The sequence below is a fragment of the Paracoccus sp. J55 genome, from assembly GCF_000513975.1.
Taxonomy (GTDB): Bacteria; Pseudomonadota; Alphaproteobacteria; order Rhodobacterales; family Rhodobacteraceae; genus Paracoccus.
In genome coordinates this window covers 29934-54768 of record NZ_AZVA01000009.1, presented here as the reverse complement: position 1 = coordinate 54768, position 24835 = coordinate 29934, and the positions used below count along the sequence as shown (strand labels likewise).

Sequence of the window (24835 nt, the reverse complement as noted above, 5' to 3'; positions counted from 1 at the left end):
GGAGGAGAGCTTGTCCGGTATCGCCATGCCCCAGCCCGATGCGGGCATCATTGCGCGCGCGCCGCAGATCGTCGCGGCCCTGCGCGAGGTGCTGCCCGCGGATGCCGTGATCTGGGACCCCGAGGAGACGCGCGCCTATGAATGCGACGCGCTGACCGCCTATCGCTGTCCGCCTTTGGCGGTGGTGCTGCCGCGCACGACCGAAGAGGTCGCTGCCGCCATGCGCATCTGCCACGAAATGCGCGTGCCGGTGGTGCCGCGCGGCGCGGGAACCTCGCTGGCCGGGGGGGCGCTGCCCACGGCGGATTCGGTCATCATCGCCACTCTGCGCCTGCGCGAGGTGCTGGAGATCGACACCGCGAACCGCTTCATCCGCGTGCAGACCGGCGTGACCAACCTGTCGGTCAGCGCCGAGCTGGAGCCGCAGGGCTTCTTCTATGCGCCCGACCCGTCCTCGCAGCTGGCCTGCACCATTGCGGGCAATATCGCGATGAACTCGGGCGGGGCGCATTGCCTGAAATACGGCGTCACCACCAACAACCTGATGGGCGCCACGGTGGTGCTGCCGACCGGCGAGGTGGTCGAGCTGGGCGGGCCGGAAATGGGGCCGACGGGCCTGGACCTGATGGGGCTTCTGTGTGGTTCGGAAGGCCAGCTCGGCATCGTGACCGAGGCCACCTTGCGTATCCTGCCGCGGCCCGAGGGCGCGCGCCCGGTGCTGATCGGCTTCGACGGCGCCGAGGTGGCGGGGGAATGCGTGGCGCGGATCATCCGCTCGGGCGTGCTGCCGGTCGCCATCGAATACATGGACGATGTCTGCCTGCGCGCGGTCGAGGCCTTTGCCCATGCCGGCTATCCCGATTGCGCCGCGGTGCTGATCGTCGAGGTCGAGGGCTCGCCCGCCGAGATCGACCACCAGATCGCCCGCATCCGCGAGATCGCGGGTGCCCTGAACCCGGTCGAGTTCCGCGAAAGCCGCAATGCCGACGAGGCCATGGCGATCTGGAAGGGCCGCAAATCGGCCTTTGGCGCCATGGGCCGGCTGGGCGACTATATCTGCCTGGACGGCACCGTGCCGGTCGGGCAGCTGCCCTATACGCTGAAGATGATCGGGGAACTCTCGCGCCAGCACGGGCTGGAGGTCGCGAATGTCTTTCACGCCGGCGATGGCAACATGCACCCGCTGATCCTGTTCAACGCCAACAAGCCCGGCGACCTGGAACGCGCCGAGGCTTTCGGCAACGACATCCTGCGGCTTTGCGTCGATGTCGGCGGCTGCCTGACCGGCGAGCATGGCGTGGGCATCGAAAAGCGCGACCTGATGGGCAAGCAATATGACGACCCCGACCTGGAGATCCAGATGGCGGTCAAGGACGTTTTCGACCCGCGCTGGCTGCTCAATCCGGCCAAGGTCTTCCCTCTGGATGCAAGCCGGCCCTGGCGCGAGGAGGCAGCCACCCGATGATCCCCGAGACCCCCAGCCGCGCGGGGCTGAACCCCGCCAGCGAGGCCGAGCTTGGCGCCCTGATTGCCGAGCGTTTCGCCGCCCGCCAGCCGCTGCGCCTTGCCGGCGGCGGCACGCGGGTCGAAACCGGGCATCTGCCGGGCGACACCCTCTCGACCGCCGCGATCTCGGGCGTCGTGACCTATGAGCCGGGCGAGATGACGCTGATCGCCCGCGCCGGCACGCCCTTGGACCAGATCGAGGCGATGCTGGCCGCCGAGGGCCAGGCGCTGGCCTTCGAGCCCGCCGACATGCGCGGCGTGCTGGGCTGCAATGGCACGCCGACCATCGGCGGCGTGGTCGCGGCCAATGCCAGCGGGCCGCGCCGGATGCTGGCCGGGGCCTGCCGCGACCACCTTCTGGGCCTGCGCTTCGTCGACGGGCAGGGCAGGGTGCTGAAGAACGGCGGCAGGGTGATGAAGAACGTCACCGGCCTCGATCTGGGCAAGCTCTTTTGCGGCGCGCATGGCACGCTGGGCGTGCTGACCGAAGTGGCGCTGAAGACCCTGCCGCATCTGCCCGACCGCTGCACGCTGGGCTTGCACGGCGTCACGGTCGAGGAGGCGGTGGCGATCTTCTCGGCCGCGCTGGCGACCCCTTTCGAGGTCTCGGGCGCGGCCTTCCGCGACGGCACCGCCTGGCTGCGGGTCGAGGGGCTGGGGCCGCAGATGGATTATCGCCGCGACCGGCTGCTGGCGCTGCTGGCACCGCGCGAGACCGAGCTGCTGGATGCCGAGGCCACCCTGGCCCTGTGGCGCGACCTGCGCGATCTGGCGCACTTCGCCGGCTCGGACGCGCCGCTCTGGCGGGTGCTGGTCAAGCCCACCGACGCACCGGCGACAGTGCGGGCCCTGCAGGCGCTTGGCGGCGAGGCGTCGCTGGACTGGGGCGGCGGGCTGGTCTGGTATTGCGGGCCCGGCGGCGCGCAGGCGGTGCGGCAGGTCGCCCCCCATGCCACGCTGGTGCGGCGCGGCGGGCTCACCGGCCCGGCCTTCCCGCCCGAGGCCCCGGCCGTCGCCCGGCTTTCGGCCGGGCTGCGCCAGAGGTTCGACCCCGCCGGCATCCTCAATCCCGGCCTGATGGATCAGTGACATGCAGACCAATTTCACCGCAGAGCAACTGGCCGATCCCGGCACCGCCCGCGCCAACGAGATCCTGCGCAGCTGCGTCCATTGCGGCTTTTGCACCGCGACCTGCCCGACCTACAAGGTGCTGGGCGACGAGCTGGACAGCCCGCGCGGCCGCATCTACCTGATCAAGGACATGCTGGAGAACGGCAAGGTTCCCGACGCCAAGACCGTCGGCCATATCGACCGTTGCCTGTCCTGTCTGTCCTGCATGACCACCTGCCCCTCGGGCGTGCATTACATGCATCTGGTCGATCACGCCCGCGAATATATCGAGAAGACCTATCGCCGTCCCCTGGGCGAGCGGGCGCTGCGCTGGCTTCTGGCGCGCATCCTGCCCTATCCGGGCCGCTTCCGGCTGGCGCTGATGGGCGCGAAGCTCGCGCGGCCGTTTCGCCGGCTGGTGCCGGATGCGCGGCTGCGGGCCATGCTGGACATGGCGCCCCGCGACATCCCGCCGCCCAGCCTGAACGACCGCCCGCAGGTCTTTGCCGCCGAGGGGCCGCGCCGCAAGCGGGTGGCGCTGCTGATCGGCTGCGCGCAAAGGGCGCTGAACACCGACATCAACGACGCCACCATCCGCCTGCTGCGCCGGCACGGCTGCGAGGTGGTGATCCCGCGCGGCCTGGGCTGCTGCGGCGCGCTGACCCATCACATGGGCAAGACCGACGAAAGCCACGCCATGGCCGCCGCCAATATCCGCGCGCTGATGGCCGAGGTGGCGGGCGAGGGGCTGGACGCCGTGGTCATCAACACCTCGGGCTGCGGCACCACGATCAAGGATTACGGGCATATGTTCGCGCATGACCCGCTGGCGGCCGATGCCGCGCAGGTCGCGGCCTTGGCCAGGGACATCACCGAGGTCATGGCCGATCTGGGCCTGCGCGAGCCCGGCCATGCCGAGCCCTTGCGCGTCGGCTATCACGCCGCCTGTTCGCTGCAGCACGGCCAGCAGATCCGCGCGACGCCGAAGGAGCTGCTGGCCGCCGCCGGCTTCACCGTGCTGGAGCCCAGGGACGCGCATATCTGCTGCGGCTCGGCCGGCACCTACAACCTGATGCAACCGGCGATCTCGGCCGAGTTGAAGCGCCGCAAGGTCGAGACGCTGGAGGCGCTGACCCCCCAGGTCATCAGCGCCGGCAATATCGGCTGCATGATGCAGATCGGCTCGGGCACCGGCGTGCCGGTGGTTCATACGGCCGAGCTGCTCGACTGGGCGACCGGCGGGCCCAAGCCGCGGGCGCTGCAGGACCGGGACGGGGGCGCCTAGCGCAGCGCCTCGACCACCGGCGCTTGCAGCAACAGGTCCGACAGGCAGAGCTGCATGGCCTTCTCCGAGCCCGATGGCCCGGAGGGGGGACGAATTGTCCGGCCTCCAAACGGCGCCTGGCAGGTCAAGCAGTGCGAGGGCGAGGATGCCTTGCCGCCGCTCTGGCGAGCCGGTCTCATAGCGCAGCTCGCGGATGGCGACGGTCGTGCCTTCGCTAGCGGATGTCGCGCAGGCGGAGACAGCTGAAGAAGCCGGTCCGAACCGGCTGGCGACGCGGATCAGACCGGTATGGCCCTTACCTCGGCCGGCTGCCGCATATAGGCCGCCGAAAAATATTCCCCGCCGGGGCGACGATCCGCGGCCCGGCGGCGTTGAGCGGCTGACCGCATCACCTGGGAAAGGAAAAGCGATGACCAAGACCATTCTGGGCCTCGGCGGCAGCCTGCGGCGCGCCTCGTTCAATGCCGGCCTGTTGCGCGCCGCGGCCGAGCTTGCGCCCGAGGGGGTGGAGATCCCGATCGGCGCGATCCGCGACGTGCCGCTTTACGACGGCGACCTGGAGGCCGCATCGGGCCTGCCCGGGCCGGTCCGCGCCCTGCAATCGCAGCTTGCGGCGGCGGACGGGCTGTTGCTGGTCACGCCGGAATACAACAACGGCGTGCCGGGCGTGCTCAAGAACGTCATCGACTGGATGTCGCGCGGCGAGGGGCTGGCGATGTTCGTCGGCAAGCCGGTGGCGGTGATCGGCGCCTCGCCGGGCGGCTTCGGCACCATCCTGGCGCAGAACCACTGGCTGCCGGTGCTGCGGACGCTCAAGACCGAGCTGTGGACCGCCGGGCGGCTGATGGTGTCGCGCGCGGAATCGGTCTTCGACGATCAGGGCAACCTGACCGACGACAAGACCCGCGGACAGCTGCGCAAATTCCTTGCAGGCTTCGCGGCGGAACTGTAGGCGGATCAGCCGAGCCTGCCCTCGCGCATCAGCGCGGCACGGCGCGGGAAATATCATTGCTGCACCTTGCGGAACCGCTGCGCGCCCCTGCGCATCAGCTCCGAGCCGAGCCGAGCTGGATCGGTTCGGGCTGGTCTTGGCCATGGTCTCCTCCTCAGGGGTCTTCGCCGGGCGCGGTGGTGAACAGTTCGGCCCATTCGGGATGGCGAGCATATTGGCCGCGCACATAGCGGCAGAGCGGGATGATGCGGAAACCGTTCTGCCGCGCGTCCTCGAGCATGAACTCCAGCAGGGCACTGGCCACGCCACGGCCGGCCATGGCTTCGGGAACGCCGGTATGGTCGGCGCTGATCACGCCGGGGCCGCGGCGGGTGAAGGTGATCTCTCCCTCGGCAGCGATGCCGGGGAGGCGGGCGACATAGCGGTCGTTCTCTTTGGTCACGGCGATCTTGGTCATCGGGCGCTTCCTCTGCGAAGCCGGCCGCCGGTCCGAGCCGGTCCCGACGAGGATGCCTGCCGCCGCCGGTTCTGTCCAGACGGCGGATTGCGCGATACGGCGTTCGGAAAATCAGAACGGATGATGCCGGGCGGGGTGGGTCCGGAGGGCGACGGCTCTCGGCGGTGGGCTGGCCTTGGGGTGCAGCCTGCTGCGACTGGAGGGCGAGGGGGTATTTGCAGACAAATGCGTCTTATTTTCGATCAGATTCGCGGGCGAAGGTCTCATGTTGTTTTTCGATCATCTTCCGAAGGCGGTATAATATGGGCCAAGAGCGCGGAGAATGCCGCGAGAGCAGTTAAAAACCTTACAACCAAACAGACATAAAGACATGAGCAGGTCCCGAGCCAAAGCTTCCGCCAAGGGTTTGCCCAAAGGAAGGCATTTGCCCGGGGATTTTCCCGCAACATATTGGTGTATAAGAAATATATTCGGATATATGCATATTGTCGCAAGCGAGGCGTTAAAGACAAATTGGATATAATCGCCAACCTGCGTTCAAATACCGCATCCCATGCAATATTTTTCTGTTGACGCTAATGGTGCGCGTTAATAGGTATTAACAACTGCAGGTTTAGTGCAATAAGCACGTAATGCCCAAGATTGTGCGGCCTGTTTTCAGGAATATTTCTATCCGGACGGATAATTGCCATGATTGGAACAAAGATGCGCGCGGCTCTTGCGGGATGCATGGTGCTGGTGCCCTTGGGGGCCTGGGCGCAGACCGCCACGGACAGTTTCGACGTCCGCATCACCATTACCGAGGAATGCCAGGTCATCTCGACCGAGACGCTGGATTTCGGCAATGCGGGCGTGCTGACCGGCAATGTCGACGCCACCGCCTCACTGCAGGTCGCCTGCACCAGCTCGACGCCTTATGACATCGGCCTGGGCGCAGGCGAGGGGGCGGGTGCGACCACCACCACCCGGCAGATGAGCTCGGCCAGCCTGGACACGATCAGCTATCAGCTGTTCCGCGACAGCGGCCGCACCGCCAACTGGGGCGACACGGTGGGCACCGATACCCAGGCCGGGACCGGAACCGGCGCGGCGCAAAGCTTCACCATCTATGGCCGGGTCATCCCCCAGACCACGCCCGCGCCGGGCAGCTATAGCGACAATGTGACGGTGACGGTCACCTATTGAACGGAATGCCGAACATGCTCGACCTGCTTCGTCGCGGCCTTCTGGCCGCCTCGCTGGCGCTTGCGCCCTGCCTTGCCGCCGCCGAGGGGCTGCGGGTGTCCCCCGTGATGCTCGAGGTGCCCGCGCCCGGGGCGGCGACCACGCTGACCCTGCGCAACGAGGGGCGCGAGACGATCACCGTCCAGGCCCGGGCCTTCCGCTGGACGCAATCCGGCGGGCAGGAGCAGCTGCGCCGCGGCGGCGAGGTGGTGGTCAGCCCGCCCGCGACCCGGCTGCCGCCCGGCGCCACCCAGACCATCCGCGTGGTGCGCACCGCAAAATCCCCGGTCAAGGGCGAGGAAGCCTGGCGCATCATCATCAACGAGGTGCCCGACCAGAGCCGCCGCCGCAGCGGCGCGGTCGCCTTCGCCACCGAGCTGCGCATCCCCGTCTTCTTCACCGGCCGCGGGGCCCGCAGCCCCGAGGTCGCCTGGTCGCTGCGCAATTCCGGCGGCGCTACCTTCCTTGTGGCGCAGAACCGCGGCGACACCCGGCTGCGGCTGGCCGATCTGCGCCTGACCGGCGCCAGCGGCGCCTCGGTCTCGCGTCCGGGTCTGGTGGGCTATGTGCTGGGCGGTTCGACCATGCAATGGCCGGTGGCGCAGGCCGGCCGGCTGGGCGGCGGCGCCCGGCTGAGGGCGGCGACCAATCTCGGGGCGCTGGATGCCCGGGTCCCGGCGCGGTAGCCCCGGCAGGGGACACCCGCTGACCCGCAGACTTCTTGTCCTTGCGCTTTGCGCCCTGCTGGCCGGTCCGCTTTCCGCGCAGCAGACGGAGGAAACCGGGCGCGACCTTTATCTGGAGGTCTTCGTCAACGGCCGGCCGATGAACCTGATCACCCGGTTCACCGACCTGGGCGGCGGGGCGCTGTCGGCCGATGCCGACGAGCTGCGCAACAGCGGCGTCCTGCCCGATGCCGCGGCCGTGCGGGGCGAGGTGCGGCTGGACCAGATCCCCGGCCTTGGCTGGCGGCTGGTCGAGCCGGAGCAGACCATCCGCTTCGTCGTTCCCGACGCTCTGCTGGCCCCGCATGTGCTGAGCGCCGCCCCCGATGCCGCGCCGGAAGAAGAGAAAGAGGCCGCGGCCCCGCCGGTCGATCACGGCTACGGGCTGGTGCTGAACTACGGGCTGAACCTCGACGCCTGGCGGGGCGCGCAGGGCCTGGCGGATCGCAGCGTCTCGGGCGGTTTCGACGCGCGGCTGTTCATGCCGCTGGGCGTGCTGACCCACGGTTTCGCCATGGCCGAGGACGAGGCGGGCACGCTGCGCCACCGCCGGCTCGACAGTTACTGGCGCAGCTCCTTTCCCGGTCGTGCGGTGCAGGTGCAGCTGGGCGACATCGCCACGCGCGGTCCCGGCTGGTCCCGGCCGGTGCGGCTGGGCGGGCTGATGGTCGAGCGCAATTTCGGCCTGCGCCCCGATCTGGTCACCCTGCCGCTGCCGGGATTCGAGGGCAGCGCGGCCTTGCCCTCGACGGTCGAGGTCTTTGCCGATTCCATCCGCGCCTATGCCGCCGAGGTTCCGGCCGGCCCGTTCCGCATCGACGACCTGCCGCTGGCCGGCGGCGCGGGCATGGCGCGGGTCGTGGTGCGCGATGTCACCGGGCGCGAGACGCAGATCGACCTGCCCTTCCTGGTCTCGGACGAGCTGCTGCGCCGGGGCATGGCCGATTTCGCGCTGGCCGCGGGCCGGCCGCGGCTGGGCATCGGCACCGGCACCGACCGCTATGCCGAGGGTGTCTTCGGGGCGGCGACGCTGCGCTACGGCCTGACCGACGGACTGACGCTGATGGCCCATGCCGAGGGCGGCGGCGGGCTGGCCATGGGCGGCCTCGGCGCGACCTTCCGCATCGCGCATCTGGGCACCGCCAGCCTGAGCCTGGCGCATAGCCGCTCGGACCGGGGGCAGGGCAGCCTGCTGGACCTTTCGACCCGGCTGAGCTTCGGCCGGACGCAGGTCTCGGGGCGGGTCATGCGGACCAGCGGCGGCTTTGCTGATATCGCCGCGCTGACCGCCGATCCCGACCTGATCGAGCCGGGGCTGGCCGGGTTTCCCCGGCGATTGGCGCAGCTGGCCTTTTCCATGCCCCTGGGGCGGGAACGGGGCAGCGCGGCCAGCCTGTTCCTGTCCGACCTGCGCCATGCGGACGGGCCGGACGAGACCAGCATCGGCGCCTCCTACAACCGGCAGGTCTGGGGCGATGCCAGCCTGACCCTGACCGCGCTGGCGCAGCGCGGCGCGCAGGACGACCGGGTGATCGGCGCGCAGCTGCATGTGCCGCTGGGCGCGCGCCGCGATATCGGGACGATGATCGAGCATCGCCGCGAAGGCTGGCGGCAATACGCCACCGCCAGCGGCCGCAGCGAGAGCCGGGTGCCGGGATGGAGCTGGCGCCTGCAGGCCGACCGGGGCGAGCGCCTTGCCCTGCAGGGCAGCGCCGCGCGCGAAGGCCGGCTGGGCCGCGCGGAAGTCGGCGCCCGCGTGTCGCAGCATGGCCGCGGGCTGGGGCTGCGGCTGGACGGCTCGGTCGTGGTGGCGGGCGGCGGGGTGTTTCTGTCGCGGCGCATCGACGACGCCTTCGCGGTGGTCGATGCCGGCGCGCCGGGCGTCGAGGTCAGCGCCGAGAATCGCCCCGTGGGCCGGACCGGCCGCTCGGGCAAGATCCTGGTGCCGGACCTGCGCGCCTATGAGGCGAACAGCGTCACGATCGACCCGGCCGCCCTGCCGCTGGATGCGGCGGTGGGGGTGACGAAGCAGACGGTGCGTCCCGCCCATCGCGCCGGGGCCCGGGTGGATTTCGGTGTCGAGGCCAGCGCGCGCGAGGCGCTGATCGCTCTGGTCGGCGGTGACGGCCGCCCGCTGGAGGTGGGCGGCCGCGTGGTGCTGAACGGCGCGGATGACGGCGAATTGCTGGTCGGCTTCGACGGCGAGGTCTTTGCGCTGGGACTGCGCGACCGCAACGAGATCCGGATTTCCTATCCCGACGGCCGCAGCTGCGCCGCACAGTTCGACTATGCCGACCAGCCCGGAACCCTGACCGAAATCCGAGGAGTGCCCTGCCTGTGACCCCGCCGCGACTGGCGCCGATGCTGCGCCCGATGCTGTTCGCCCTGCTGCTTCTGCTGGCCTCGGCCGGTCTGGTCCGGGCGCAGAGCTGCAGCTTTTCCGCCACCGATGTCGTGCTGGGTCCGGTCGACGTGCTTGGCGGCGGCCCGACCGATGCGACGGGCAATATCGCCATCAACTGCTCGGCCTTCCTGGGACTCTTGTCCTCGATCGACATGCGCATCCATCTGGGCGAGGGGCTGGGCGGGCTTGGCGGCGGGATGCGGCGCATGACCAGCGCCACCACCTCGACCGGGCTGGGCTACCAGCTGTATCAGGATGCGGCCCGCAGCGTGGTCTTTGGCGGCAGTTACGGCAGCCATGGCGGGCAGCCGCTGCGGCTGACGGGCGCCAGCGTGCTGACGCTGCTGACCGGATCGGGCATGAACGTGCCGGTCCATGCCCGCGTGCCGGGCGGGCAGGGCGGGGTGATGCCGGGCAGCTATGCCTCGGCTTTCTCCCGCAACCCGCTGGACGTGCGGGTGGATTACCGGACCTGCAACATCATCCTGCTTTGCACCGACCGGACGGCGACCTTCAGCTTTACCGTGCGGGCGCAGGTGGTGCCGGACTGCCGGGTCGAGGCGGATGATCTGGATTTCGGCTCGGCCGGGCTGCTGGACCAGCCGGTCGACGCCACCAGCCAGATCCGCGTCACCTGCACAGCCGGGTCGAGCTATCAGCTGGGGCTGGGCTACGGGCTGCAGGGCAATGGCGTGAACGACCGGCAGATGCGCGATCTGGCGGGGAACCGGATCGGCTATCAGCTTTATCGCGACCCCGGCCGGACGCTGGGCTGGGGCCAGCTGGCGGACGGGCTGGCGATGACCGCGGCGGGTTCGGGGGCGGCGCAGGGCTTCACGGTTTTCGGCCGGGTCCCGGCCCAGCCCACGCCGCCGCCCGGCAGCTATTCCGACACGGTGGTGGTGACGGTGACCTATTGAACCGCGCCCGCCGCGCCACGGAGGGCGGGCCGGTCAGCGGTTGCGGCTGTCCACCGGGTAGGCGGTGGTGTAGCGGATGCGCTCCATCGAGAAATGCGAGGTCACGTTCTTGATCGGCACCGCGTCGGTCAGCCGCTTGTAGAACAGGTCGAAGGCCTCCATGCTGGGCACCGCGACGCGCAGCAGGTAGTCCATCTGCCCGGCCATGCGATAGGCCTCCATGATCTCGGGCAGGCCCTCGACGGCGCGGGTGAATTCCTCGCGCCATTCCACGGAATGGTTGGGCGCCTCGATCTCGACGAAGACGATGATGCCGAAGCCCAGCTTGTCCGGGTCGGCCAGCGCCACGCGGCCGGTCAGCACGCCGCTGGCCTCCAGCTTCTGGATGCGCTTCCAGCACGGGGTCTGCGACAGGCCGACCTTGTCGGCGATCTGCGCGATGGGCAGGGTCGCATCCTGCATCAGTTCGGCCACGATCTTGCGGTCGATCAGGTCCAGGTCAGCCATGTTTCCTTCCCTTGTGCAGCCGGCAGAGAGTTCATGCGTTCCTTATGCCGAAGATAAACGATATTGTCTATCTGTTAGATCGTGTATACTGTTGACTTGCGACAGGCAGGCTTTGGCGATTCTTCGACAGGAGGGCCCCGCATGACCATGATCCAGTTTTCCGGCGCCGGGCTGCTGGCCCCGCGGAAGGAAGGCGACCAGCTGTTCGAGGTGCGGCTGATCGACCGCCGCACCGGAGAGGTGCCCCGGGTGAACGGCAAGCCGCTGAGTTTCCTGACCCATGCGCCGCGGCATGCGGCCGCCGAATTGCTGCGCGGCCGCGACCGGACGCTGTGGCGGACCCATGTCGAGCCGGTCGAGCCCCCGCGGCGCGACGGCAGAGGGCCGGGCGATGGCAGGCCCGGCTGAGCGCATCCTCGACCGGGTTTTCCTGCTGACCACCAGCAGGCGGCGGCATCCCGCGCCGGTCGGCGGCGAGTGGTCGGTGCGCGAGGCCGGGCCGCGCTGGTTTGCGCTCTGGTCCGGCGATGCGGCGCGCCTGCGCCGGCTGCGGGTGCTGCTGCTTCCGGCGGATTGGTTGGGGCTGACCGCCGAACAGGACCTGGCGCTGCTGCAGGCCCAGCTGGGGCAGGGTCCATGGCCGGGACAATCGGGCCGGGCGCTGCGCGAGGCGCGTCTGGCCTTGCGCAGGGCGCTTTCACGCGGGGTCTGACCGCCGGGCGGGCGCCGCCGCGGGCAGGCTTTCGGCCAGCCGGGCCGCGACGGCCTCGGCATGGGCGGTGACTTCGGGGATGCCCATCAGCTCGCCGACATGGCCGCGCGCCAGCGGTCCGGCGACCAGCAGGCCGGGCACTGGCCGGCCGTCGCCGCCGACGGCCCGGCAATGATCGGTCACCTCCAGCCCCAGACCCAGCGGGTCGGGGCGGATCAGTCCGGCCCGGGCCATGGCGTCGAGCAGGGCCGAGCTTTGCAGGATATCGCCATGCGCCGGGCCGGTGGTCAGGATCACCGCGTCGAAAAGCTCGCTCTGCGGCGCGACGCGGCGGGCGTGCCAGTCCACCTCGATGCCGCCCGGCGCCTCATGCGCGGCCAGCAGCCGCCCGGAGACGATCCGCAGCCGGTCCTGGGCGATCAGCCGGTCCAGCACCTCCTCGACCTGGGGCGCGATGCGGAAGCGGTGAACGTCCCACCAGACGCGCAGCCAGCGCAGCAGCTTGCCGCGCTCGGCCTGGGGCAGGGCGGCCCAGATCGCCTGGCCGTCGCGACGCACCTGGTCCAGCGCCGCCTGCCAGGGCAGGCCGGCATCGCTGTCGCGCCGCACCGCCTCGCGGATGCGGCGCAGCAGCTCCAGCGCGCTGCGCGCCGGCTTTTCGGCGAAATCCACCGTCGATTCCGGATAGTCGAAAGCATGCCCGCGCGAGCGCAGGCCGCGCCGCGACAGCGCCAGGATGCGGCCGGCAAAGCCCTGCCGGTCGAGGCTGGCGATCACGTCGGCCGAGGTCAGCCCGGTGCCGACCACCAGCACCTGGCGCGCCGATTGCGCCACCGCTGCCAGCTGCCGGCCTTGCCCCGAGGGATCGGCGATCAGCCGCGGCGAATCGCACAGCGCGGCAAGGGCGCGGGGAATGCCGGGCGGCGGATGGCTGGTCGCGATGACCACGCGGTCGGCGGCCAGCTCGCTGCCATCGTCCAGCCGGATGCGGAACCCCGCCTTGCGGACGACCTCGATGGCGCGGGCGCGCAGATGACGGATGCGCCCGGTCGCCAGATAGGGCTGCAGGTTGGCGTTCACGTAATCGGCCACCAGCCGGCGCTGCGGGAACAGCGCCCCGTTCGCGGCCCGGCTGCCCGGGGAAAGCCCGGTGCCGCTGGTCTCGATCCAGTGCTGGAGGCCGCCCTCCTCGGCGCAGTCCATGGTCATGCGCGCGGCGGGGACATTGATGCGATGGCTGGGATCGGCGGTCGAATAGGCCAGGCCCTCGCCCAGCCGGGGACGCGGCTCGATCACCAGGATCGCGGCGGGCGCCGACAGGGCGCGCGCCAGATGCCAGGCGACCGTCGCGCCGCTGAAGCCGCCGCCGATGATCGCCACGACCGGCATGGCCGCGGCCGGCTGGTTCGGGCCCAGATCCTTCATGCGACCTCATCCATCATCGGGTCCGGGACGGCCTGGCCTGCGAGAGGCGCGGCGCCTTCGCCGGCCAGCCGCCAGGCGATCAGCTCGGTAATCGCCAGCTGCCGCAGGCCGTGGCGGCTGGCGAAGGCCTGCAGCGCCGGGCCGCGCATCATGCTGCCGTCGTCGTTGACCAGTTCCGCCAGCACGCCGACGCCGGGCAGGCCCGCGCGGCTGGCCAGCTCCCAGGCGGCCTCGGTGTGGCCGGGCCGGGCCAGCACGCCGCCGGGCTGCGCGCGCAGCGGGAACATGTGGCCGGGCCGGCGCAGGGCCGCCGGATCAGGGTGCCCGACAAGTGTGCGCAGGGTCAGCAGCCGGTCCTGGGCCGAGACGCCGGTGCCGCAGGCCGCCGCGTCGCAGCTGACGGTATAGGCGGTGCCGTTCGGGTCCTGGTTGCCCTGCACCATGGGCGGCAGGTCGAAGCCGGCGCAGCGTGCCGGGTCCATGGCCGCGCAGAGGATGCCGGTGGTGTGGCGCACCATGAAGGCCACCTCGGCCGGCCCCATGGCCGCGGCGGCGCCGATCAGGTCGCCCTCGTTCTCGCGGTCCTCGTCATCGGTGACGATGACCAGCCGCCCGGCGGCGATATCGGCGATAGCGGCCCGCACATGCGCGTCAAGCCGTTCCGGGGTTTTCACGGTCATGGAGACCTCCTGCCTTCGGTTTCGCCAAGGCCGGGCAGCCTTGGCGCATTGTCGTGAAAAAACCCTGCCTGCATGGCGCGGGGCAGGACGGCATCCCGGATTTCGTCCGGAAAGCCTTGGGGCTTGGCCGGGTGGGCGAGGGGTTCGCCGCTGTCCCGCGGGTCGCCGCGGCCGCCCATGCCGATGAGGGGAAAGCCCATGGCATTGCTCAGGAGGCGGCGCGGGCGCGAATGTCGAAGGCGCCGCCGGTCTGGCTGCTGCCGCGCAGCGTCACCGCCTGCTTGCCCAGCAGCGGGAAGACCAGCTCGGCAAAGCGGATCGATTCTTCCAGATGCGGATAGCCGGACATGATGAAGGTCTCGATGCCCAGCTCCTGGTATTCGCGCATCCGCGCCGCGACCGTCTCGGGGTCGCCGACCAGGGCCGTGCCGGCGCCACCACGCACCAGCCCGACCCCGGCCCAGAGATTCGGCGCGATCTCCAGCTTGTCGCGGCTCCCCCCGTGCAGCGCGGCCATGCGGCGCTGCCCGACCGAATCCATGGTCGCGTAATTCGCCTGCGCCCGGGCGATGTCGTCATCGGTCAGGCGGCTGATCAGGCGCTCGGCCTCGGTCCAGGCCTCGGCCTCGGTCTCGCGCACGATGGCGTGCAGGCGGATGCCGAAGCGGACCTTGCGGCCGTGTTTCGCGGCGCGGGCCCGCACATCGGCGATCTTCGCGGCCACGGCGGGGCGCGGCTCGCCCCAGGTCAGATAGGCATCGACATGCTTGCCGGCCAACTCGTGCGCCGCCTCGGAAGAGCCGCCGAAATACAGCGGCGGATAGGGTGCCTGCGGGCCGGGATGGAAGTTCCTCGCCCCCTCGACGCGGATGTGCTTGCCGTGGAAATCCACCGTTTCGCCCTGCATCAGCCGCTTCCAGACCGTCAGGAACTCCTCGGCGTTCTCATAGCGGCCGTCATGGCTGAAGAAGGCGCCGTCGGCGGCCAGTTCGCGCGGGTCGCCGCCCGGCACCACGTTCAGCAGCAGCCGCCCGCCAAGCGCCTCGTCCAGCGAGGCCGCCTGCCGCGCCGCGGCGGTCGGGCCGCTGATCGAGGTGCGCAGCGCCACCAGCAGCTTGACCCGCTGCGTCACGGGCGCCAGCGCCGCCGCCGCCACCCAGGGATCGAGGCAGCTTGCCCCGGTCGGGATCAGCATGCCGTCATAGCCCAGCCGGTCCACCGTGGTGCCGATGTCGCGCAGATAGGCGGTGCTGGGCGCGCGGCCGAAATCCGAGATGCCCAGATAGCGCGTGTCGCCCGAACTGGGCAGGAACCAGAAAACCTCCGGCGTGGTCATTCCGCAGCCTCCGTGTAACGCGGGTCCGTTCCCTCGAATGCCGAGGGGCGGCTGGCATCGGCGACGCTTTCGCGGCCGATGTAGTGCCGGCGCCATTGTGCGGCGGGATGGCTGTCGCGCACCCGGCCGCCCGGGTCGCCCAGCAGCTTTTCGCGCAGCGTGCCGGGCGCGTATTCCGTCTGCGCCCGGCCGCGCTTGCGCAGCTCGGGCACCACGAAGTCGATGAAATCCGTGGTCGAGGCCGGGGTGACGGCATAGGCCAGGTTGAACCCGTCCACGCCGCCCTCGTCGACCCATTTCTCCAGCGCGTCGGCCACGGTCTGCGGCCCGCCGACCAGCACCGGGCCAAGCCCGCCGATCGAGCGCCTGCGGATCACGTCGCGCACCGTCCAGGCTTCGCCGTCGGCCGCCAGCGATTCCAGCGTGGTGCGCAGGCTGTCGTTCTCCACCGCCGCCAGCGGCTGGTCGGGGTCGAGCGTCGAGAAGTCCAGCCCGGTCCAGCCGCCGTAAAGCGCCAGCGCCCCCTCGGCGCTGGCATAATCCAGGTATTCCTCATACTTGCGCCGCGCGGCCTCGTCGGTCGGGCCGGTGACGACGGTCAGCAGGGCGAAGATCTTCAGGCTGTCCGGTTCGCGTCCGGCCCCGGCCACCTCGGCGCGGATGGCATCGGTCAGCTTCCGCGCCGTCCCGGGGCTGGTCGCCAGCACGAACATGGCCTCGGCATGGCGCGCCGCGAACTGCCGGCCGCGCGAACTGGCCCCGGCCTGGAAGATCACCGGCGTGCGCTGCGGCGAGGGCTCGCAGAGATGGAAGCCGGGAACCTTGAAATACTCGCCCTCGTGCCGGATCGGATGGACCTTGCGCGCGTCGGTGAAGATGCCCCTTTCCTTGTCGCGCAGGACGGCGCCGTCTTCCCAGCTGCCCTCCCACAGCTTGTAGGCGACTTCCATGTATTCCTCGGCCAGGTCGTAGCGGGCGTCATGGGCGATCTGGCGCTCCATGCCGATATTCCTCGCGGCGCTGTCCAGGTAAGAGGAGACCACGTTCCAGGCCACCCGGCCCTTGCTCAGGTGGTCCAGCGTCGAAAGCCGGCGCGCCAGCAGATAGGGATGCTCGAAGGTCACCGCTGCGGTGATGCCGAAGCCGAGATCCCGCGTCACCGCCGCCATGGCCGAGATCGCCCCGAACGGATCGTTCACCGGCACCTGCGCCGCGTCGTGCAGCGCCGCCTCGGCCGAGCCGCGATAGACGTCGTAGACGCCGACCACATCGGCGATGAACAGCGTGTCGAAGCAGCCGCGCTCAAGCTCGACGGCGAGGTTGGTCCAGTATTCCAGATCGTTGTAGCGCCAGGCCTGGCTGGAGGGATGCCGCCACGTCCCCGCCGCCTGATGGCCGACGCAGGTCATGTCGAAGGCGTTGAGGATGATGCGCTTTTTCGCTGGAATGGTCATGATCGCCCCGACAATTCAGCCCGCTGCGCGCAGGGGCGCCGCCTGCCGGCTGGGAAGATGCGCGGCGAACTGCGCCACCGCCCGATCCAGCCGCTGCGAGGCGGATCCGGAAGCCAGCGCCTCGCCGTCGAAATCCGAGGACGAGACATAGAGCCCCGTCGCCAGCGTATGGGCCTCGAAAAAGCCGAAGACCGGCCGGAGCTGGTGTTCGATCACCAGCGCATGACGGTCGCCGCCGCCGGTCGCCGCCAGCAGAACCGGCTTGCCGGCCAATGCGGCCGGGTCCAGCAGATCGATGAAATGCTTGAACAATCCGGTATAGCTGCCCTTGTGGACCGGGCTGGCGACGATCAGCGCATCGGCCTGCAGAAAGGCGTCCAGATGCGGGCGCAGCCCGGAACCATGCGGCTGGCGCAGCGTGCCGAAATCCGCCCCCAGATCGCCGATGTCGAAGACATGCGCGCTGCCGCCGAAACGGGCGACGGCGCGATCTGCGGCCTCGGCCACCAGCAGGCGGGTTTTCGAGGGGCGGCTCCAGGAGCCGGCGAAGGCGACGAAACGGGGTCCAGGCACGGGCATTTCCCTAAAAGACGACTTGGTTGGTAGTGAAAACATAGGCCCGCGCCCCCAGCCCGGCCATTCCAAACTCGGGCGCCGCCGGAGACGGGGCTTGTCGCGGGGGCCGGCCGGCAGAGAAGATCGTTCCTCCGCGCCCGGCCCGCGGCCCTGGGCGGGGCGGTCGCGGGGGCGGCGGGATCACGCAGGGTTGCCACTGGCCTTTTCCGGCAAAGCCCCGCATTAGCCTGGGCACGCAACCGAATCCCCGAGGGACGTGATGGGCTATTTTCCTGACTGGCGCCCGGCCGCCGGCGCCACGGTGCTACCCGATGAAAAGCTGCCGCTGGCCCAGGCCCTGCCGATGAGCCTGCAGCACCTGCTGGCGATGTCCGGCTCGACCATTCTGGCGCCGCTGATCATGGGTTTCGACCCCAATGTCGCGGTGTTCTTTTCCGGCATCGGCACGCTGCTGTTCTTCCTGGTCACCGGCGGGCGCGTGCCCAGCTATCTGGGCTCGTCCTTCGCCTTCATCGCGGTCATCATGGCGGCGACCGGCTTTGCCGGGCAGGGCGCGAACCCCAACATCGCCGTGGCGCTTGGCGGCATCGTCGCCGCCGGCCTCGTCTATGCGCTGATCGGCCTGATCGTCATGGCCATCGGCTCGGCCTGGGTCGAGCGGCTGATGCCGCCGGCGGTGACCGGGGCCATCGGCATGTCCATCGGCCTGAACCTGGCGCCGGTGGCGGTCCGGCAGCTGACCGGCAGCCACGCGCATCTGGCCATCGCCGCGGCGACGGTGCTGTGCATGGCGCTGGTCTCGGTCTACGGCCGGCAGGCGACGCGCAGGATCGCGGTGCTGATCGCGCTGCTGTTCGGCTATGGGCTGGTCCTGGTTTGCGGCAACGGGCTGGGGCTGGTGCCGGGCATCGATTTCGCCGCCGTCGCCGCCGCGCCCTGGTTCGGCGTGCCGAATTTCACCGCGCCGCGCTTCGAATGGTCGGCGATCACCCTGATCGCCCCGGTCGCCATCGTGCTGGTGGCCGAGAACCTGGGCCATATCAAGGCCCTGGGCGCGATCACCGGGCAGAACATGGACCGCTATATCGGCCGGGGCTTTCTGGGCGACGGGCTGGCCACCATGCTGGCCGGCGCGGGCGGCGGCACCGGCGTCACCACCTATGCCGAGAATATCGGCGTGATGGCGATGACCCGGGTCTATTCGACGCTGATCTTTCCCATGGCGGCCGCCATCGCGATCCTGCTGGGCCTGTCGCCAAAATTCGGCGCCATCCTGCAGACCATCCCGGCGCCGGTGCTGGCCGGGCTTGCGGTCTGCGTCTTCGGCCTGATCGCCTCGGCCATGGCGCGGATCTGGGTGGACAACCGGGTCGATTTCTCGGATCCGCGCAACCTGTTCACGGTGGGCGTGGCGCTGATCTTCGGCGCCGGCGACTTCACCGTCACCATCGGCAGCTTCGCGCTGGGGGGCATCGGCACCTCGACCTTCGCGGCGCTGCTGCTTTACCAGCTGCTGGGCATCCGCCGCCGGGCCGAGGGCTGATTCGCGCCCGCCCGCGCCCAGCGGCCGGCGCGGGCGACGGATTCCTGCGCAAATTCGCCTTTTGCGCCGGCATGGTTCCGCTGAATCCGCGCGCGGCGCCAGTTGCCAATGGACGCTGGCGCCCGGACGTATTAGGAAGACCGGCAAAAGCGCGGGCGCGCCCGCCCGCGTCACACGCAAGAACAGAGCAGAACCGAGCACAGTGATGCAATCCGGCAAAAGCGCGGCCCAGACCGTCGCGACCGTGAAGCCTTTACAGATCCGCGGCCGCACCTTCACGGCCATCGCGCTGCATCTGACCGGCCGGCCGGACCGGGCCTTCTTCGAGGCGCTGGAGGCACGGCTGAACCAGACGCCGCTGTTCTTCGACAACGCGCCCCTGGTGGTGGACCTGGAACAGGCCCAGGGGCTGGACAGCGCCGCCGAGCTGATTCAGCTGACCGCCGAGCTGCGCCGGCGCAAGCTGTCGGTCTTTGGCGTCCAGAGCGGCACGGCCGCGCAGGCCCGGGCGGCGGCCGAGGCCGGGCTGATCTCGTTGCCCGGCGGCCGCGACATCGCGCTGGAGCGCGTCTCGCGCCAGGGCAGCCGCCCCGAACCCGTGCGCGACCCCGCCCCGGCCCCGGCGGCGAAGGAGCCCGCGAACCGCATGGTCACCCAGCCGGTGCGCTCGGGCCAGACGGTCTTTGCCGATCGCGGCGACCTGATCGTCGTGGGCTCGGTCGGCTCGGGGGCCGAGGTGATCGCGGCGGGCAACATCCATATCTACGGCCGGCTGCGCGGCCGGGCGCTGGCCGGGGTGCATGGCGATGCCTCGGCGCGGATCTTCTGCCATGCGCTGGATGCCGAGCTGCTGGCCATCGCCGGCCTCTACCGCACCAGCGAGAATCTGGGGCCCGACACGCCGCGGCAGCATGTGCAGGTCTATCTTCAGGGCGAGGTGCTGCGCATCGAGTCCCTCACATGACCCATGATCGAAAGGAAACGCTCGTGAGCAAGGTTATCGTAGTCACCTCTGGCAAGGGCGGCGTCGGCAAGACCACCTCCTCGGCGGCCATCGGCGCGGGGCTGGCCATGCGCGGCCACAAGACGGTCGTCATCGACTTCGACGTGGGCCTGCGCAACCTGGACATGATCATGGGCTGCGAGCGGCGCGTGGTCTTCGATTTCATCAACGTCATCCAGGGCGATGCCAAGCTGAAGCAGGCGCTGATCAAGGACCGCCGGCTTGAGAACCTGCATGTCCTGCCGACCTCGCAGACCCGCGACAAGGACGCGCTGACGCAAGAGGGCGTCAAGAAGGTGCTGGACGAGCTGCGCGAGGATTTCGACTATATCGTCTGCGACAGCCCCGCCGGGATCGAGCGCGGCGCGCATCTGGCGATGTATTTCGCCGACGAGGCGGTGGTGGTGACCAACCCCGAGGTTTCCTCGGTCCGCGACAGCGACCGGGTGCTGGGGCTGTTGAACAGCAAGACGGCGCTGGCCGAAAAGGGCGACGGCAGCGCGGTCAAGGCGCAGCTGCTGCTGACCCGCTTCGACCAGAACCGCTCGGCCAGCGGCGAGATGATGAGCGTGCAGGACGTGCTGGAGATCCTGGCCATCCCGCTGCTGGGCATCATCCCGGAAAGCACCTCGGTGCTGAAGGCTTCGAACGAGGGCACGCCGGTGTCGCTGGACGAGAAATCGCCGGCCGGCAAGGCCTATATGGACGCCGTCGGCCGGCTGGTCGGCGAGCAGATCGAGATGCGGGTGAACCCCGGCGAGCAGCGCCGCGGCTTCTTCCAGCGGCTTCTGGGACGGACGGCCTGACCATGTTCGGTTTCTCATTCCGCCAGCGAAAGCCCAGTTCGGCGCAGACCGCCAAGGAGCGCCTGCAGATCCTGCTTGCGCATGAGCGTTCCAGCGGTGGGTCCAATCCGGATTTCCTGCCCCTGCTGCAGCGCGACATCCTGGAAGTGGTGCGCAGGCACATGGAGATCGACAGCGACGCCGTGGATGTCAAGCTGGAGCGCAGCGACGATCTGTCGAGCCTGGAGATCAACATCGAGCTGCCCTATGCCAAACAGCTGAAGGCGCGGACGGCCAGCTAGGGCCGCGCCCGTCCCCGCACGGACGGCCCGCCCGGGCAAGGGCGGGCCGCTTCTTGGTCAAAGCGCGCCTTTCTCCATCTCGGCGGCGATATGCTCGGCCTGGCGGATCGCCAGCGCGACGATGGTCAGCGTCGGATTCTCGGCCGCCGAGGTGGTGAAGACCGAACCGTCCGACACGAACAGGTTCGGGACGTCATGCGCCTGGCCCCATTTGTTCACCACCCCGTCGCGCGGATTGTCCGACATGCGGTTGGTGCCGAGGTTATGCGTGGACGGGTAGGGCGGCGTCGGCAGGATGCGCGTCGCCCCGGCCGCGCGATAGATCCGCTCGCCCGCGGCATAGGCATGGTTGCGCATGGCGATGTCGTTGGGATGGTCGTCGTAATGCACGTTCGGCACCGGCAGGCCGAAACGGTCCTTTTCGCTGCGGTTCAGGGTGATGCGGTTCGTCTCTTGCGGCAAGTCCTCGCCCACGATCCACAGGCCGGCCATGTTCTCGTAGCTGTCCAGCGCCGTGGTGAACTCACGCCCCCAGCCGCCGGGGTCCATGAAGGCCGCCATGAAGGGGATGCCCAGGGCCAGAGTCTCCAGTTCATAGCCGCCGACGAAGCCGCGCGAGGGGTCGTGATGCGCCTCGTCCTGCACGATGCCGGCCATGGTGGTGCCGCGCCACATCCGCACCGGGCGCTCGAAGATCGCATAGACCGAGCCGGTGGTGTGGCGCGTGTAGTTGCGGCCGACCTGGCCCGAACTGTTCGCCAGCCCGTCCGGGAAGCGGTCCGAGGCCGAGGCCAGCAGCAGCCGCGGGCTTTCGATGGAATTGCCGGCCAGCGCGACGATGCGGGCGCGCTGGAACTGCTCGGTTCCGTCCCTGTCGATATAGCGCACGCCGGTGACCTTGCCGTCCTCGTCATGCTCGATGCGGGTGGCGTGGCTATGGTCGCGCACTTCCAGATTGCCGGTCGCCTCGCCGCGCGGGATGTCGGTATAGGCCGCCGACCATTTCGCGCCCCATTTGCAGCCCTGGAAGCAGAAGCCGGTCTGCTGGCAGGCCATGCGGTCGTCGTTCTCGACCGAATTGATCGCCATGCGCCCGGTCGAGACCTTGCTGTAGCCCGCGGCCTTGGCGCCCTTTTCAAGCACCAGGTAGTTGTTGTTCCCCGGCAGGCCGGGCAGGTCGTTGGTGCGGGTCACGCCCAGCTTCTTCTCGGCCAGATCGTAATAGGGTTCCAGCTCGGCCAGGGTGATCGGCCAGTCCAGCAGGTTCGCGCCGTCGACCGGGCCATAGGTCGACAGCGCCTTGAACTCGTGTTCCTGAAAGCGCAGCGAGGCCCCGGCCCAGTGGATCGAGGTGCCGCCGACCGCCTTGACGATCCAGGCCGGCAGGTTGGCGAAGTCCCGCGCCACCCGCCAGTCGCCCGAGGTGGTGCGCATGTCGCCCCAGCTCAGCTGTGCGAAGCTGTCCCATTCGTCGTTGATGTAATCCTCGGGCAGGTAGCGCCCGCCCGCCTCCAGCGCCACGACCTTGACGCCCCTTTGCGCCAGCTCGTTGGCCAGCACGCCGCCGCCCGAGCCGGTGCCGATCACGACCACGACCGAGGCGTCGTCATGCCCGAATTTCGCCACATTGTCAGCCATGTCCGCCTCCCCTCACAGCCAGTCGATGTCGTTGAAGCCGCGCTCGATATAGCCGCCCTGCGAGAAGCTTTCGCCCTCGTAGCCGAAGACCGGCCAGACCTCTTTCTGGTTGTAGAGCCCGGTCACCAGCCCGGCGCGCACGGTCTGGAAAAAGGGCGTGTGCTCGATCAGGCGCAGCATGGCGACGCGGTCCTTTTCCCAGCCCGCGGCCAGGTAGCCGTCGAAGCCCTGCGCCTGCGCGACGAGGTTCAGCCCGGCCACGCCCTCCTCGATCATCTGCGCCTGTTCGGGATTGTCATGCGCCTTGACGGCGATGGCATAGAAGCGGTCCGCGATGCGGTCATGCGGATAGATGTCGCGGGCCATCTGGATCAGCACCGCCATGGTCTCGGGCTTCAGCGCCGCGGTCTCGACCGCCCAGGCCGCATCGCGGGCGGCGACGAAGCCCGAGCCGACCACGAAGGTCGCCCCCGCCGCCATGGCGCGCGCCAGCAGGCCGCGCCGGGTCAGCCCCCTGACATCGCTGCCAGAGGGGGATATGTGGGTGACAGTCATCTCACTCCTCCCTGAGTTGGTTGGCCCGCCCCTCCCGGCGGGCTGCCTGCCTAGAGGTAACGGCCTGCGCGCTGCAGCACCTCGATCTCGTATCCGTCCGGGTCCTTGATGAAGAAAAAGCGGGCGATGACCTCGCCGCCGGGGGCGAAATCCACCAGCTTGCGCGGGGCCAGACCCAGATCGGTCAGCCGCCGGTGCTCGGCCGCGACATCCTCGACCGAGACGGCCAGATGGCCGTAGCCGTCGCCCAGCTCATAGGGCTGCTCGCGGCCCTTGTTGATGGTCAGCTCCAGCTCGAACGTGCTTTCGGCATTGGCCAGATAGACCAGCGTGAAGCTGTCGAAATCCAGCCGCTCGACCGGCTCCAGCCCGAAGGCCGCCTTGTAGAAGGCCAGCGAGCGCGCCTCGTCCGTCACGCGGATCATCGAATGAATCATCTTGGCCATGCGGACCCCTTTTTCCGATCTTTGCACCAGTATCGGAAGCGCCGGGGTCCTGCGGGTAGCATCATGCTACCACGTGGCGGTTTTTCGGGCATTTTCTTCCTTGGCGCCGGCCGGGCGGGGATCAGGCCGCCTGCGCCACCCGCTGCGCCGCCTTGCGGAAATCCTGCGCGCCGCGGCCGCGCAGCTCCAGCTGCACCAGGCAGGCGCAGCGCAGGAGCGAGGTGAAATTCACCGGCTCGCCGCCCAGCTGCAGCACCTCGGATTGCAGCGTGGACAGGAAGGCGGGCGTGGCCATGCCCTCGCCGGCGGCGATCTCGTCGATGATGTCCCAGAAGGCCTGTTCCAGCCGGATCGAGGTGCTTTGCCCGTTCAGCCGCAGCTTGCGGGTCACCGGCTGATAGCGGCGCGGGTCCTGGCGCGAGAAGACTTCACACATGACATGGTTCCCAGACTGGCAGGCGGGTTCGGCCGATCATAGCACGCGCCGCGGCATTTGCTACGCGCGCTTGATCGCCGCCGCGCGATGGCGCAAACCGGGCCGGAACCGGCGGCGGGGGGACGGGATGACGGCGGCAGGAACGGCTTTGCGGGTCAGGCTGACCCCGCCCTGGCTTCTGGCCGATCTGGGGCGGCAGCGGCGGGTTCTGTCCTTTGCCCCGCACCGCCCCGGCTTCGAGGCGGCGCGGCATATCCTGCTGCGCCAGGTCCGCGACGCCGAACTGGGCCCCGAACTGGACGCGACCCGCTGGCTGGCGGCCGAGATGGCGCGGATCGGTCATGCCGGGGCGGTGGGCATGATGACCTCGCGCGCGCTGCGCCATCACCGGCTGGCCTGTGCCGGCCCGGTGGCCTGCCTTGCCACCGTGGGGCTGGGCAATGCCGAGCGGGTCGGCCGCCGCCGCATGGTGCCGCCGCGCGGCCATGGCACGATCAACATCGTCCTGCTAGTCGAGGAGGGGCTGACCGATGCCGCGATGATCGAGGCGCTGAGCATCGTCGCCGAGGCCCGCACCGCCGCCATCCTGAGCGCCGGAATCGAGCTGCCGACCGGGCGCGCTACCGGCACCGGCACCGATTGCATCGCTGTGGCCTGCGATGCCGGCGGCACGGCCTTCGCCGGGCTGCACACCGCCCTGGGCGAGGCGATCGGCGCCGCGGTGCACGATGCGGTGCTGGCCGGGGCGCTGGCCTGGATGGCCGAGCACGGCAGCCGCCCGCCCCCGACCGCGCCGGACCTTTGCCATCCGCAGCCGGCGCCCGGCTGCGCCGATCCCTGACGGTTTGCGCGGC

26 protein-coding genes are annotated in these 24835 nt (G+C 69.8%); 15 read left to right on the top strand and 11 right to left on the bottom strand.

Going from position 1 to position 24835, the window contains the following annotated elements:
* Positions 1-25: 25 nt before the first annotated feature.
* The 4 genes from PARJ55_RS0110535 to PARJ55_RS0110520 all read left to right on the top strand — a co-directional run bounded on the left by PARJ55_RS0110535 (position 26) and on the right by PARJ55_RS0110520 (position 4853).
* Entirely contained in the window at positions 26-1465 is a 1440-nt protein-coding gene (locus PARJ55_RS0110535; RefSeq protein WP_371255970.1) for an FAD-linked oxidase C-terminal domain-containing protein, read from the top strand.
* On the top strand, positions 1462-2595 hold the full coding sequence (locus PARJ55_RS0110530; protein ID WP_028713005.1) for an FAD-binding protein: 1134 nt from the start codon (positions 1462-1464) through the stop codon (positions 2593-2595). The genes PARJ55_RS0110535 and PARJ55_RS0110530 overlap by 4 nt, the downstream gene beginning before the upstream one ends.
* Position 2596: 1 nt before the next feature.
* Positions 2597-3901, top strand: a complete 1305-nt coding sequence (gene glcF / locus PARJ55_RS0110525; RefSeq protein ID WP_028713004.1) for a glycolate oxidase subunit GlcF — start codon at positions 2597-2599, stop codon at positions 3899-3901.
* Positions 3902-4310: 409 nt separating this feature from the next.
* Complete coding sequence (locus PARJ55_RS0110520) at positions 4311-4853, top strand: NADPH-dependent FMN reductase (protein ID WP_028713003.1); 543 nt, start codon at positions 4311-4313, stop codon at positions 4851-4853.
* A gap of 154 nt (positions 4854-5007) precedes the next feature.
* Here the strand turns inward: PARJ55_RS0110520 and PARJ55_RS0110515 are convergent, their stop codons facing one another.
* On the bottom strand, positions 5008-5310 hold the full coding sequence (locus PARJ55_RS0110515) for a GNAT family N-acetyltransferase (protein ID WP_028713002.1): 303 nt from the start codon (positions 5308-5310) through the stop codon (positions 5008-5010).
* A gap of 690 nt (positions 5311-6000) precedes the next feature.
* Between PARJ55_RS0110515 and PARJ55_RS0110510 the strand changes: the two genes are divergently transcribed.
* Genes PARJ55_RS0110510 through PARJ55_RS0110495 form a run of 4 tightly spaced genes read left to right on the top strand, consistent with a single transcriptional unit; the run spans position 6001 to position 10583 of the window.
* Complete coding sequence (locus PARJ55_RS0110510) at positions 6001-6495, top strand: spore coat U domain-containing protein (protein WP_198019345.1); 495 nt, start codon at positions 6001-6003, stop codon at positions 6493-6495.
* A 14-nt stretch (positions 6496-6509) separates the two neighbouring features.
* Positions 6510-7220, top strand: coding sequence for a molecular chaperone (locus PARJ55_RS0110505; protein ID WP_036697653.1), 711 nt, complete (start codon positions 6510-6512; stop codon positions 7218-7220).
* A complete protein-coding gene (locus PARJ55_RS0110500; protein ID WP_051416234.1) occupies positions 7198-9600 on the top strand; it encodes a fimbria/pilus outer membrane usher protein in 2403 nt (800 codons plus the stop codon). Before PARJ55_RS0110505 ends, PARJ55_RS0110500 begins: the two co-directional genes overlap by 23 nt.
* Positions 9597-10583: a spore coat U domain-containing protein gene (locus PARJ55_RS0110495; RefSeq protein ID WP_051476394.1), complete on the top strand. Its 987-nt coding sequence runs from the start codon at positions 9597-9599 to the stop codon at positions 10581-10583. The genes PARJ55_RS0110500 and PARJ55_RS0110495 overlap by 4 nt, the downstream gene beginning before the upstream one ends.
* 33 nt (positions 10584-10616) lie before the next feature.
* On the opposite strand, the gene PARJ55_RS0110490 is transcribed toward PARJ55_RS0110495, so the two are convergent.
* A complete protein-coding gene (locus tag PARJ55_RS0110490) occupies positions 10617-11090 on the bottom strand; it encodes an Lrp/AsnC family transcriptional regulator (RefSeq protein WP_028712997.1) in 474 nt (157 codons plus the stop codon).
* Positions 11091-11231: 141 nt separating this feature from the next.
* Between PARJ55_RS0110490 and PARJ55_RS0110485 the strand changes: the two genes are divergently transcribed.
* Together PARJ55_RS0110485 and PARJ55_RS0110480 are read left to right on the top strand one after the other, a co-directional pair.
* Positions 11232-11498 carry a hypothetical protein gene (locus PARJ55_RS0110485; RefSeq protein WP_230378813.1) on the top strand — a complete coding sequence of 89 codons (267 nt, stop codon included), beginning with the start codon at positions 11232-11234 and terminating at the stop codon, positions 11496-11498.
* On the top strand, positions 11482-11802 hold the full coding sequence (locus PARJ55_RS0110480) for a hypothetical protein (RefSeq protein WP_028712995.1): 321 nt from the start codon (positions 11482-11484) through the stop codon (positions 11800-11802). Before PARJ55_RS0110485 ends, PARJ55_RS0110480 begins: the two co-directional genes overlap by 17 nt.
* On the opposite strand, the gene PARJ55_RS0110475 is transcribed toward PARJ55_RS0110480, so the two are convergent.
* From PARJ55_RS0110475 to PARJ55_RS0110450, 5 genes are all read right to left on the bottom strand, one after another.
* A complete protein-coding gene (locus tag PARJ55_RS0110475) occupies positions 11788-13227 on the bottom strand; it encodes an FAD/NAD(P)-binding protein (RefSeq protein WP_036714023.1) in 1440 nt (479 codons plus the stop codon). The genes PARJ55_RS0110480 and PARJ55_RS0110475 overlap by 15 nt on opposite strands.
* Positions 13224-13907, bottom strand: a complete 684-nt coding sequence (ribB, locus tag PARJ55_RS21880; RefSeq protein ID WP_051416233.1) for a 3,4-dihydroxy-2-butanone-4-phosphate synthase — start codon at positions 13905-13907, stop codon at positions 13224-13226. The genes PARJ55_RS0110475 and ribB overlap by 4 nt, the downstream gene beginning before the upstream one ends.
* A gap of 208 nt (positions 13908-14115) precedes the next feature.
* Positions 14116-15243 (bottom strand): FMNH2-dependent alkanesulfonate monooxygenase, encoded by a 1128-nt coding sequence (gene ssuD / locus PARJ55_RS0110460; protein ID WP_028712992.1) that lies wholly within the window; start codon positions 15241-15243, stop codon positions 14116-14118.
* The gene (locus PARJ55_RS0110455; RefSeq protein WP_028712991.1) at positions 15240-16697 is read right to left on the bottom strand and encodes an LLM class flavin-dependent oxidoreductase; all 1458 of its coding nucleotides are present in this window, start codon (positions 16695-16697) and stop codon (positions 15240-15242) included. Before PARJ55_RS0110455 ends, ssuD begins: the two co-directional genes overlap by 4 nt.
* Positions 16698-16712: 15 nt before the next feature.
* Positions 16713-17276 (bottom strand): NAD(P)H-dependent oxidoreductase, encoded by a 564-nt coding sequence (locus tag PARJ55_RS0110450; protein ID WP_036697619.1) that lies wholly within the window; start codon positions 17274-17276, stop codon positions 16713-16715.
* 256 nt (positions 17277-17532) lie between these two features.
* Here PARJ55_RS0110450 and PARJ55_RS0110445 point away from each other — a divergent pair, with 256 nt between their 5' ends.
* From PARJ55_RS0110445 to minE, 4 genes are all read left to right on the top strand, one after another.
* Positions 17533-18816 (top strand): solute carrier family 23 protein, encoded by a 1284-nt coding sequence (locus PARJ55_RS0110445; RefSeq protein ID WP_028712989.1) that lies wholly within the window; start codon positions 17533-17535, stop codon positions 18814-18816.
* Between the two features lie 205 nt (positions 18817-19021).
* The gene (minC, locus tag PARJ55_RS0110440) at positions 19022-19780 is read left to right on the top strand and encodes a septum site-determining protein MinC (protein WP_028712988.1); all 759 of its coding nucleotides are present in this window, start codon (positions 19022-19024) and stop codon (positions 19778-19780) included.
* Between the two features lie 23 nt (positions 19781-19803).
* Complete coding sequence (gene minD / locus PARJ55_RS0110435; protein ID WP_084637825.1) at positions 19804-20625, top strand: septum site-determining protein MinD; 822 nt, start codon at positions 19804-19806, stop codon at positions 20623-20625.
* A 2-nt stretch (positions 20626-20627) separates the two neighbouring features.
* Positions 20628-20906: a cell division topological specificity factor MinE gene (gene minE / locus PARJ55_RS0110430; protein ID WP_028712986.1), complete on the top strand. Its 279-nt coding sequence runs from the start codon at positions 20628-20630 to the stop codon at positions 20904-20906.
* 57 nt (positions 20907-20963) lie between these two features.
* Here the strand turns inward: minE and PARJ55_RS0110425 are convergent, their stop codons facing one another.
* The 4 genes from PARJ55_RS0110425 to PARJ55_RS0110410 all read right to left on the bottom strand — a co-directional run bounded on the left by PARJ55_RS0110425 (position 20964) and on the right by PARJ55_RS0110410 (position 23981).
* Complete coding sequence (locus PARJ55_RS0110425) at positions 20964-22544, bottom strand: GMC family oxidoreductase (RefSeq protein ID WP_028712985.1); 1581 nt, start codon at positions 22542-22544, stop codon at positions 20964-20966.
* A gap of 12 nt (positions 22545-22556) precedes the next feature.
* A complete protein-coding gene (locus PARJ55_RS0110420) occupies positions 22557-23099 on the bottom strand; it encodes a twin-arginine translocation pathway signal (RefSeq protein WP_028712984.1) in 543 nt (180 codons plus the stop codon).
* A 50-nt stretch (positions 23100-23149) separates the two neighbouring features.
* On the bottom strand, positions 23150-23545 hold the full coding sequence (locus PARJ55_RS0110415) for a VOC family protein (RefSeq protein ID WP_028712983.1): 396 nt from the start codon (positions 23543-23545) through the stop codon (positions 23150-23152).
* A gap of 121 nt (positions 23546-23666) precedes the next feature.
* Positions 23667-23981, bottom strand: a complete 315-nt coding sequence (locus PARJ55_RS0110410; RefSeq protein ID WP_028712982.1) for a ribbon-helix-helix domain-containing protein — start codon at positions 23979-23981, stop codon at positions 23667-23669.
* 127 nt (positions 23982-24108) lie between these two features.
* Between PARJ55_RS0110410 and PARJ55_RS21875 the strand changes: the two genes are divergently transcribed.
* The gene (locus PARJ55_RS21875; protein ID WP_051416238.1) at positions 24109-24822 is read left to right on the top strand and encodes an adenosylcobinamide amidohydrolase; all 714 of its coding nucleotides are present in this window, start codon (positions 24109-24111) and stop codon (positions 24820-24822) included.
* Positions 24823-24835: the final 13 nt, after the last annotated feature.

Excerpts from the sequence above, each read along its gene's own strand:
- PARJ55_RS0110480 (WP_028712995.1), top strand. The coding sequence starts at position 11,482 with ATGGCAGGCCCGGCTGAGCGCATCCTCGACCGGGTTTTCCTGCTGACC.
- PARJ55_RS0110415 (WP_028712983.1), bottom strand. The coding sequence starts at position 23,545 with ATGGCCAAGATGATTCATTCGATGATCCGCGTGACGGACGAGGCGCGC.
- PARJ55_RS0110420 (WP_028712984.1), bottom strand. The coding sequence starts at position 23,099 with ATGACTGTCACCCACATATCCCCCTCTGGCAGCGATGTCAGGGGGCTG.
- minE (WP_028712986.1), top strand. The coding sequence starts at position 20,628 with ATGTTCGGTTTCTCATTCCGCCAGCGAAAGCCCAGTTCGGCGCAGACC.
- PARJ55_RS21875 (WP_051416238.1), top strand. The coding sequence starts at position 24,109 with ATGACGGCGGCAGGAACGGCTTTGCGGGTCAGGCTGACCCCGCCCTGG.
- ssuD (WP_028712992.1), bottom strand. The coding sequence starts at position 15,243 with ATGACCACGCCGGAGGTTTTCTGGTTCCTGCCCAGTTCGGGCGACACG.
- PARJ55_RS0110455 (WP_028712991.1), bottom strand. The coding sequence starts at position 16,697 with ATGACCATTCCAGCGAAAAAGCGCATCATCCTCAACGCCTTCGACATG.
- PARJ55_RS0110450 (WP_036697619.1), bottom strand. The coding sequence starts at position 17,276 with ATGCCCGTGCCTGGACCCCGTTTCGTCGCCTTCGCCGGCTCCTGGAGC.
- PARJ55_RS0110535 (WP_371255970.1), top strand. The coding sequence starts at position 26 with ATGCCCCAGCCCGATGCGGGCATCATTGCGCGCGCGCCGCAGATCGTC.
- PARJ55_RS0110410 (WP_028712982.1), bottom strand. The coding sequence starts at position 23,981 with ATGTGTGAAGTCTTCTCGCGCCAGGACCCGCGCCGCTATCAGCCGGTG.
- PARJ55_RS0110475 (WP_036714023.1), bottom strand. The coding sequence starts at position 13,227 with ATGAAGGATCTGGGCCCGAACCAGCCGGCCGCGGCCATGCCGGTCGTG.
- PARJ55_RS0110445 (WP_028712989.1), top strand. The coding sequence starts at position 17,533 with ATGGGCTATTTTCCTGACTGGCGCCCGGCCGCCGGCGCCACGGTGCTA.
- ribB (WP_051416233.1), bottom strand. The coding sequence starts at position 13,907 with ATGACCGTGAAAACCCCGGAACGGCTTGACGCGCATGTGCGGGCCGCT.
- PARJ55_RS0110520 (WP_028713003.1), top strand. The coding sequence starts at position 4,311 with ATGACCAAGACCATTCTGGGCCTCGGCGGCAGCCTGCGGCGCGCCTCG.
- PARJ55_RS0110425 (WP_028712985.1), bottom strand. The coding sequence starts at position 22,544 with ATGGCTGACAATGTGGCGAAATTCGGGCATGACGACGCCTCGGTCGTG.
- PARJ55_RS0110500 (WP_051416234.1), top strand. The coding sequence starts at position 7,198 with ATGCCCGGGTCCCGGCGCGGTAGCCCCGGCAGGGGACACCCGCTGACC.
- PARJ55_RS0110505 (WP_036697653.1), top strand. The coding sequence starts at position 6,510 with ATGCTCGACCTGCTTCGTCGCGGCCTTCTGGCCGCCTCGCTGGCGCTT.
- PARJ55_RS0110510 (WP_198019345.1), top strand. The coding sequence starts at position 6,001 with ATGATTGGAACAAAGATGCGCGCGGCTCTTGCGGGATGCATGGTGCTG.
- minC (WP_028712988.1), top strand. The coding sequence starts at position 19,022 with ATGCAATCCGGCAAAAGCGCGGCCCAGACCGTCGCGACCGTGAAGCCT.
- glcF (WP_028713004.1), top strand. The coding sequence starts at position 2,597 with ATGCAGACCAATTTCACCGCAGAGCAACTGGCCGATCCCGGCACCGCC.
- PARJ55_RS0110530 (WP_028713005.1), top strand. The coding sequence starts at position 1,462 with ATGATCCCCGAGACCCCCAGCCGCGCGGGGCTGAACCCCGCCAGCGAG.
- PARJ55_RS0110490 (WP_028712997.1), bottom strand. The coding sequence starts at position 11,090 with ATGGCTGACCTGGACCTGATCGACCGCAAGATCGTGGCCGAACTGATG.
- PARJ55_RS0110485 (WP_230378813.1), top strand. The coding sequence starts at position 11,232 with ATGACCATGATCCAGTTTTCCGGCGCCGGGCTGCTGGCCCCGCGGAAG.
- PARJ55_RS0110515 (WP_028713002.1), bottom strand. The coding sequence starts at position 5,310 with ATGACCAAGATCGCCGTGACCAAAGAGAACGACCGCTATGTCGCCCGC.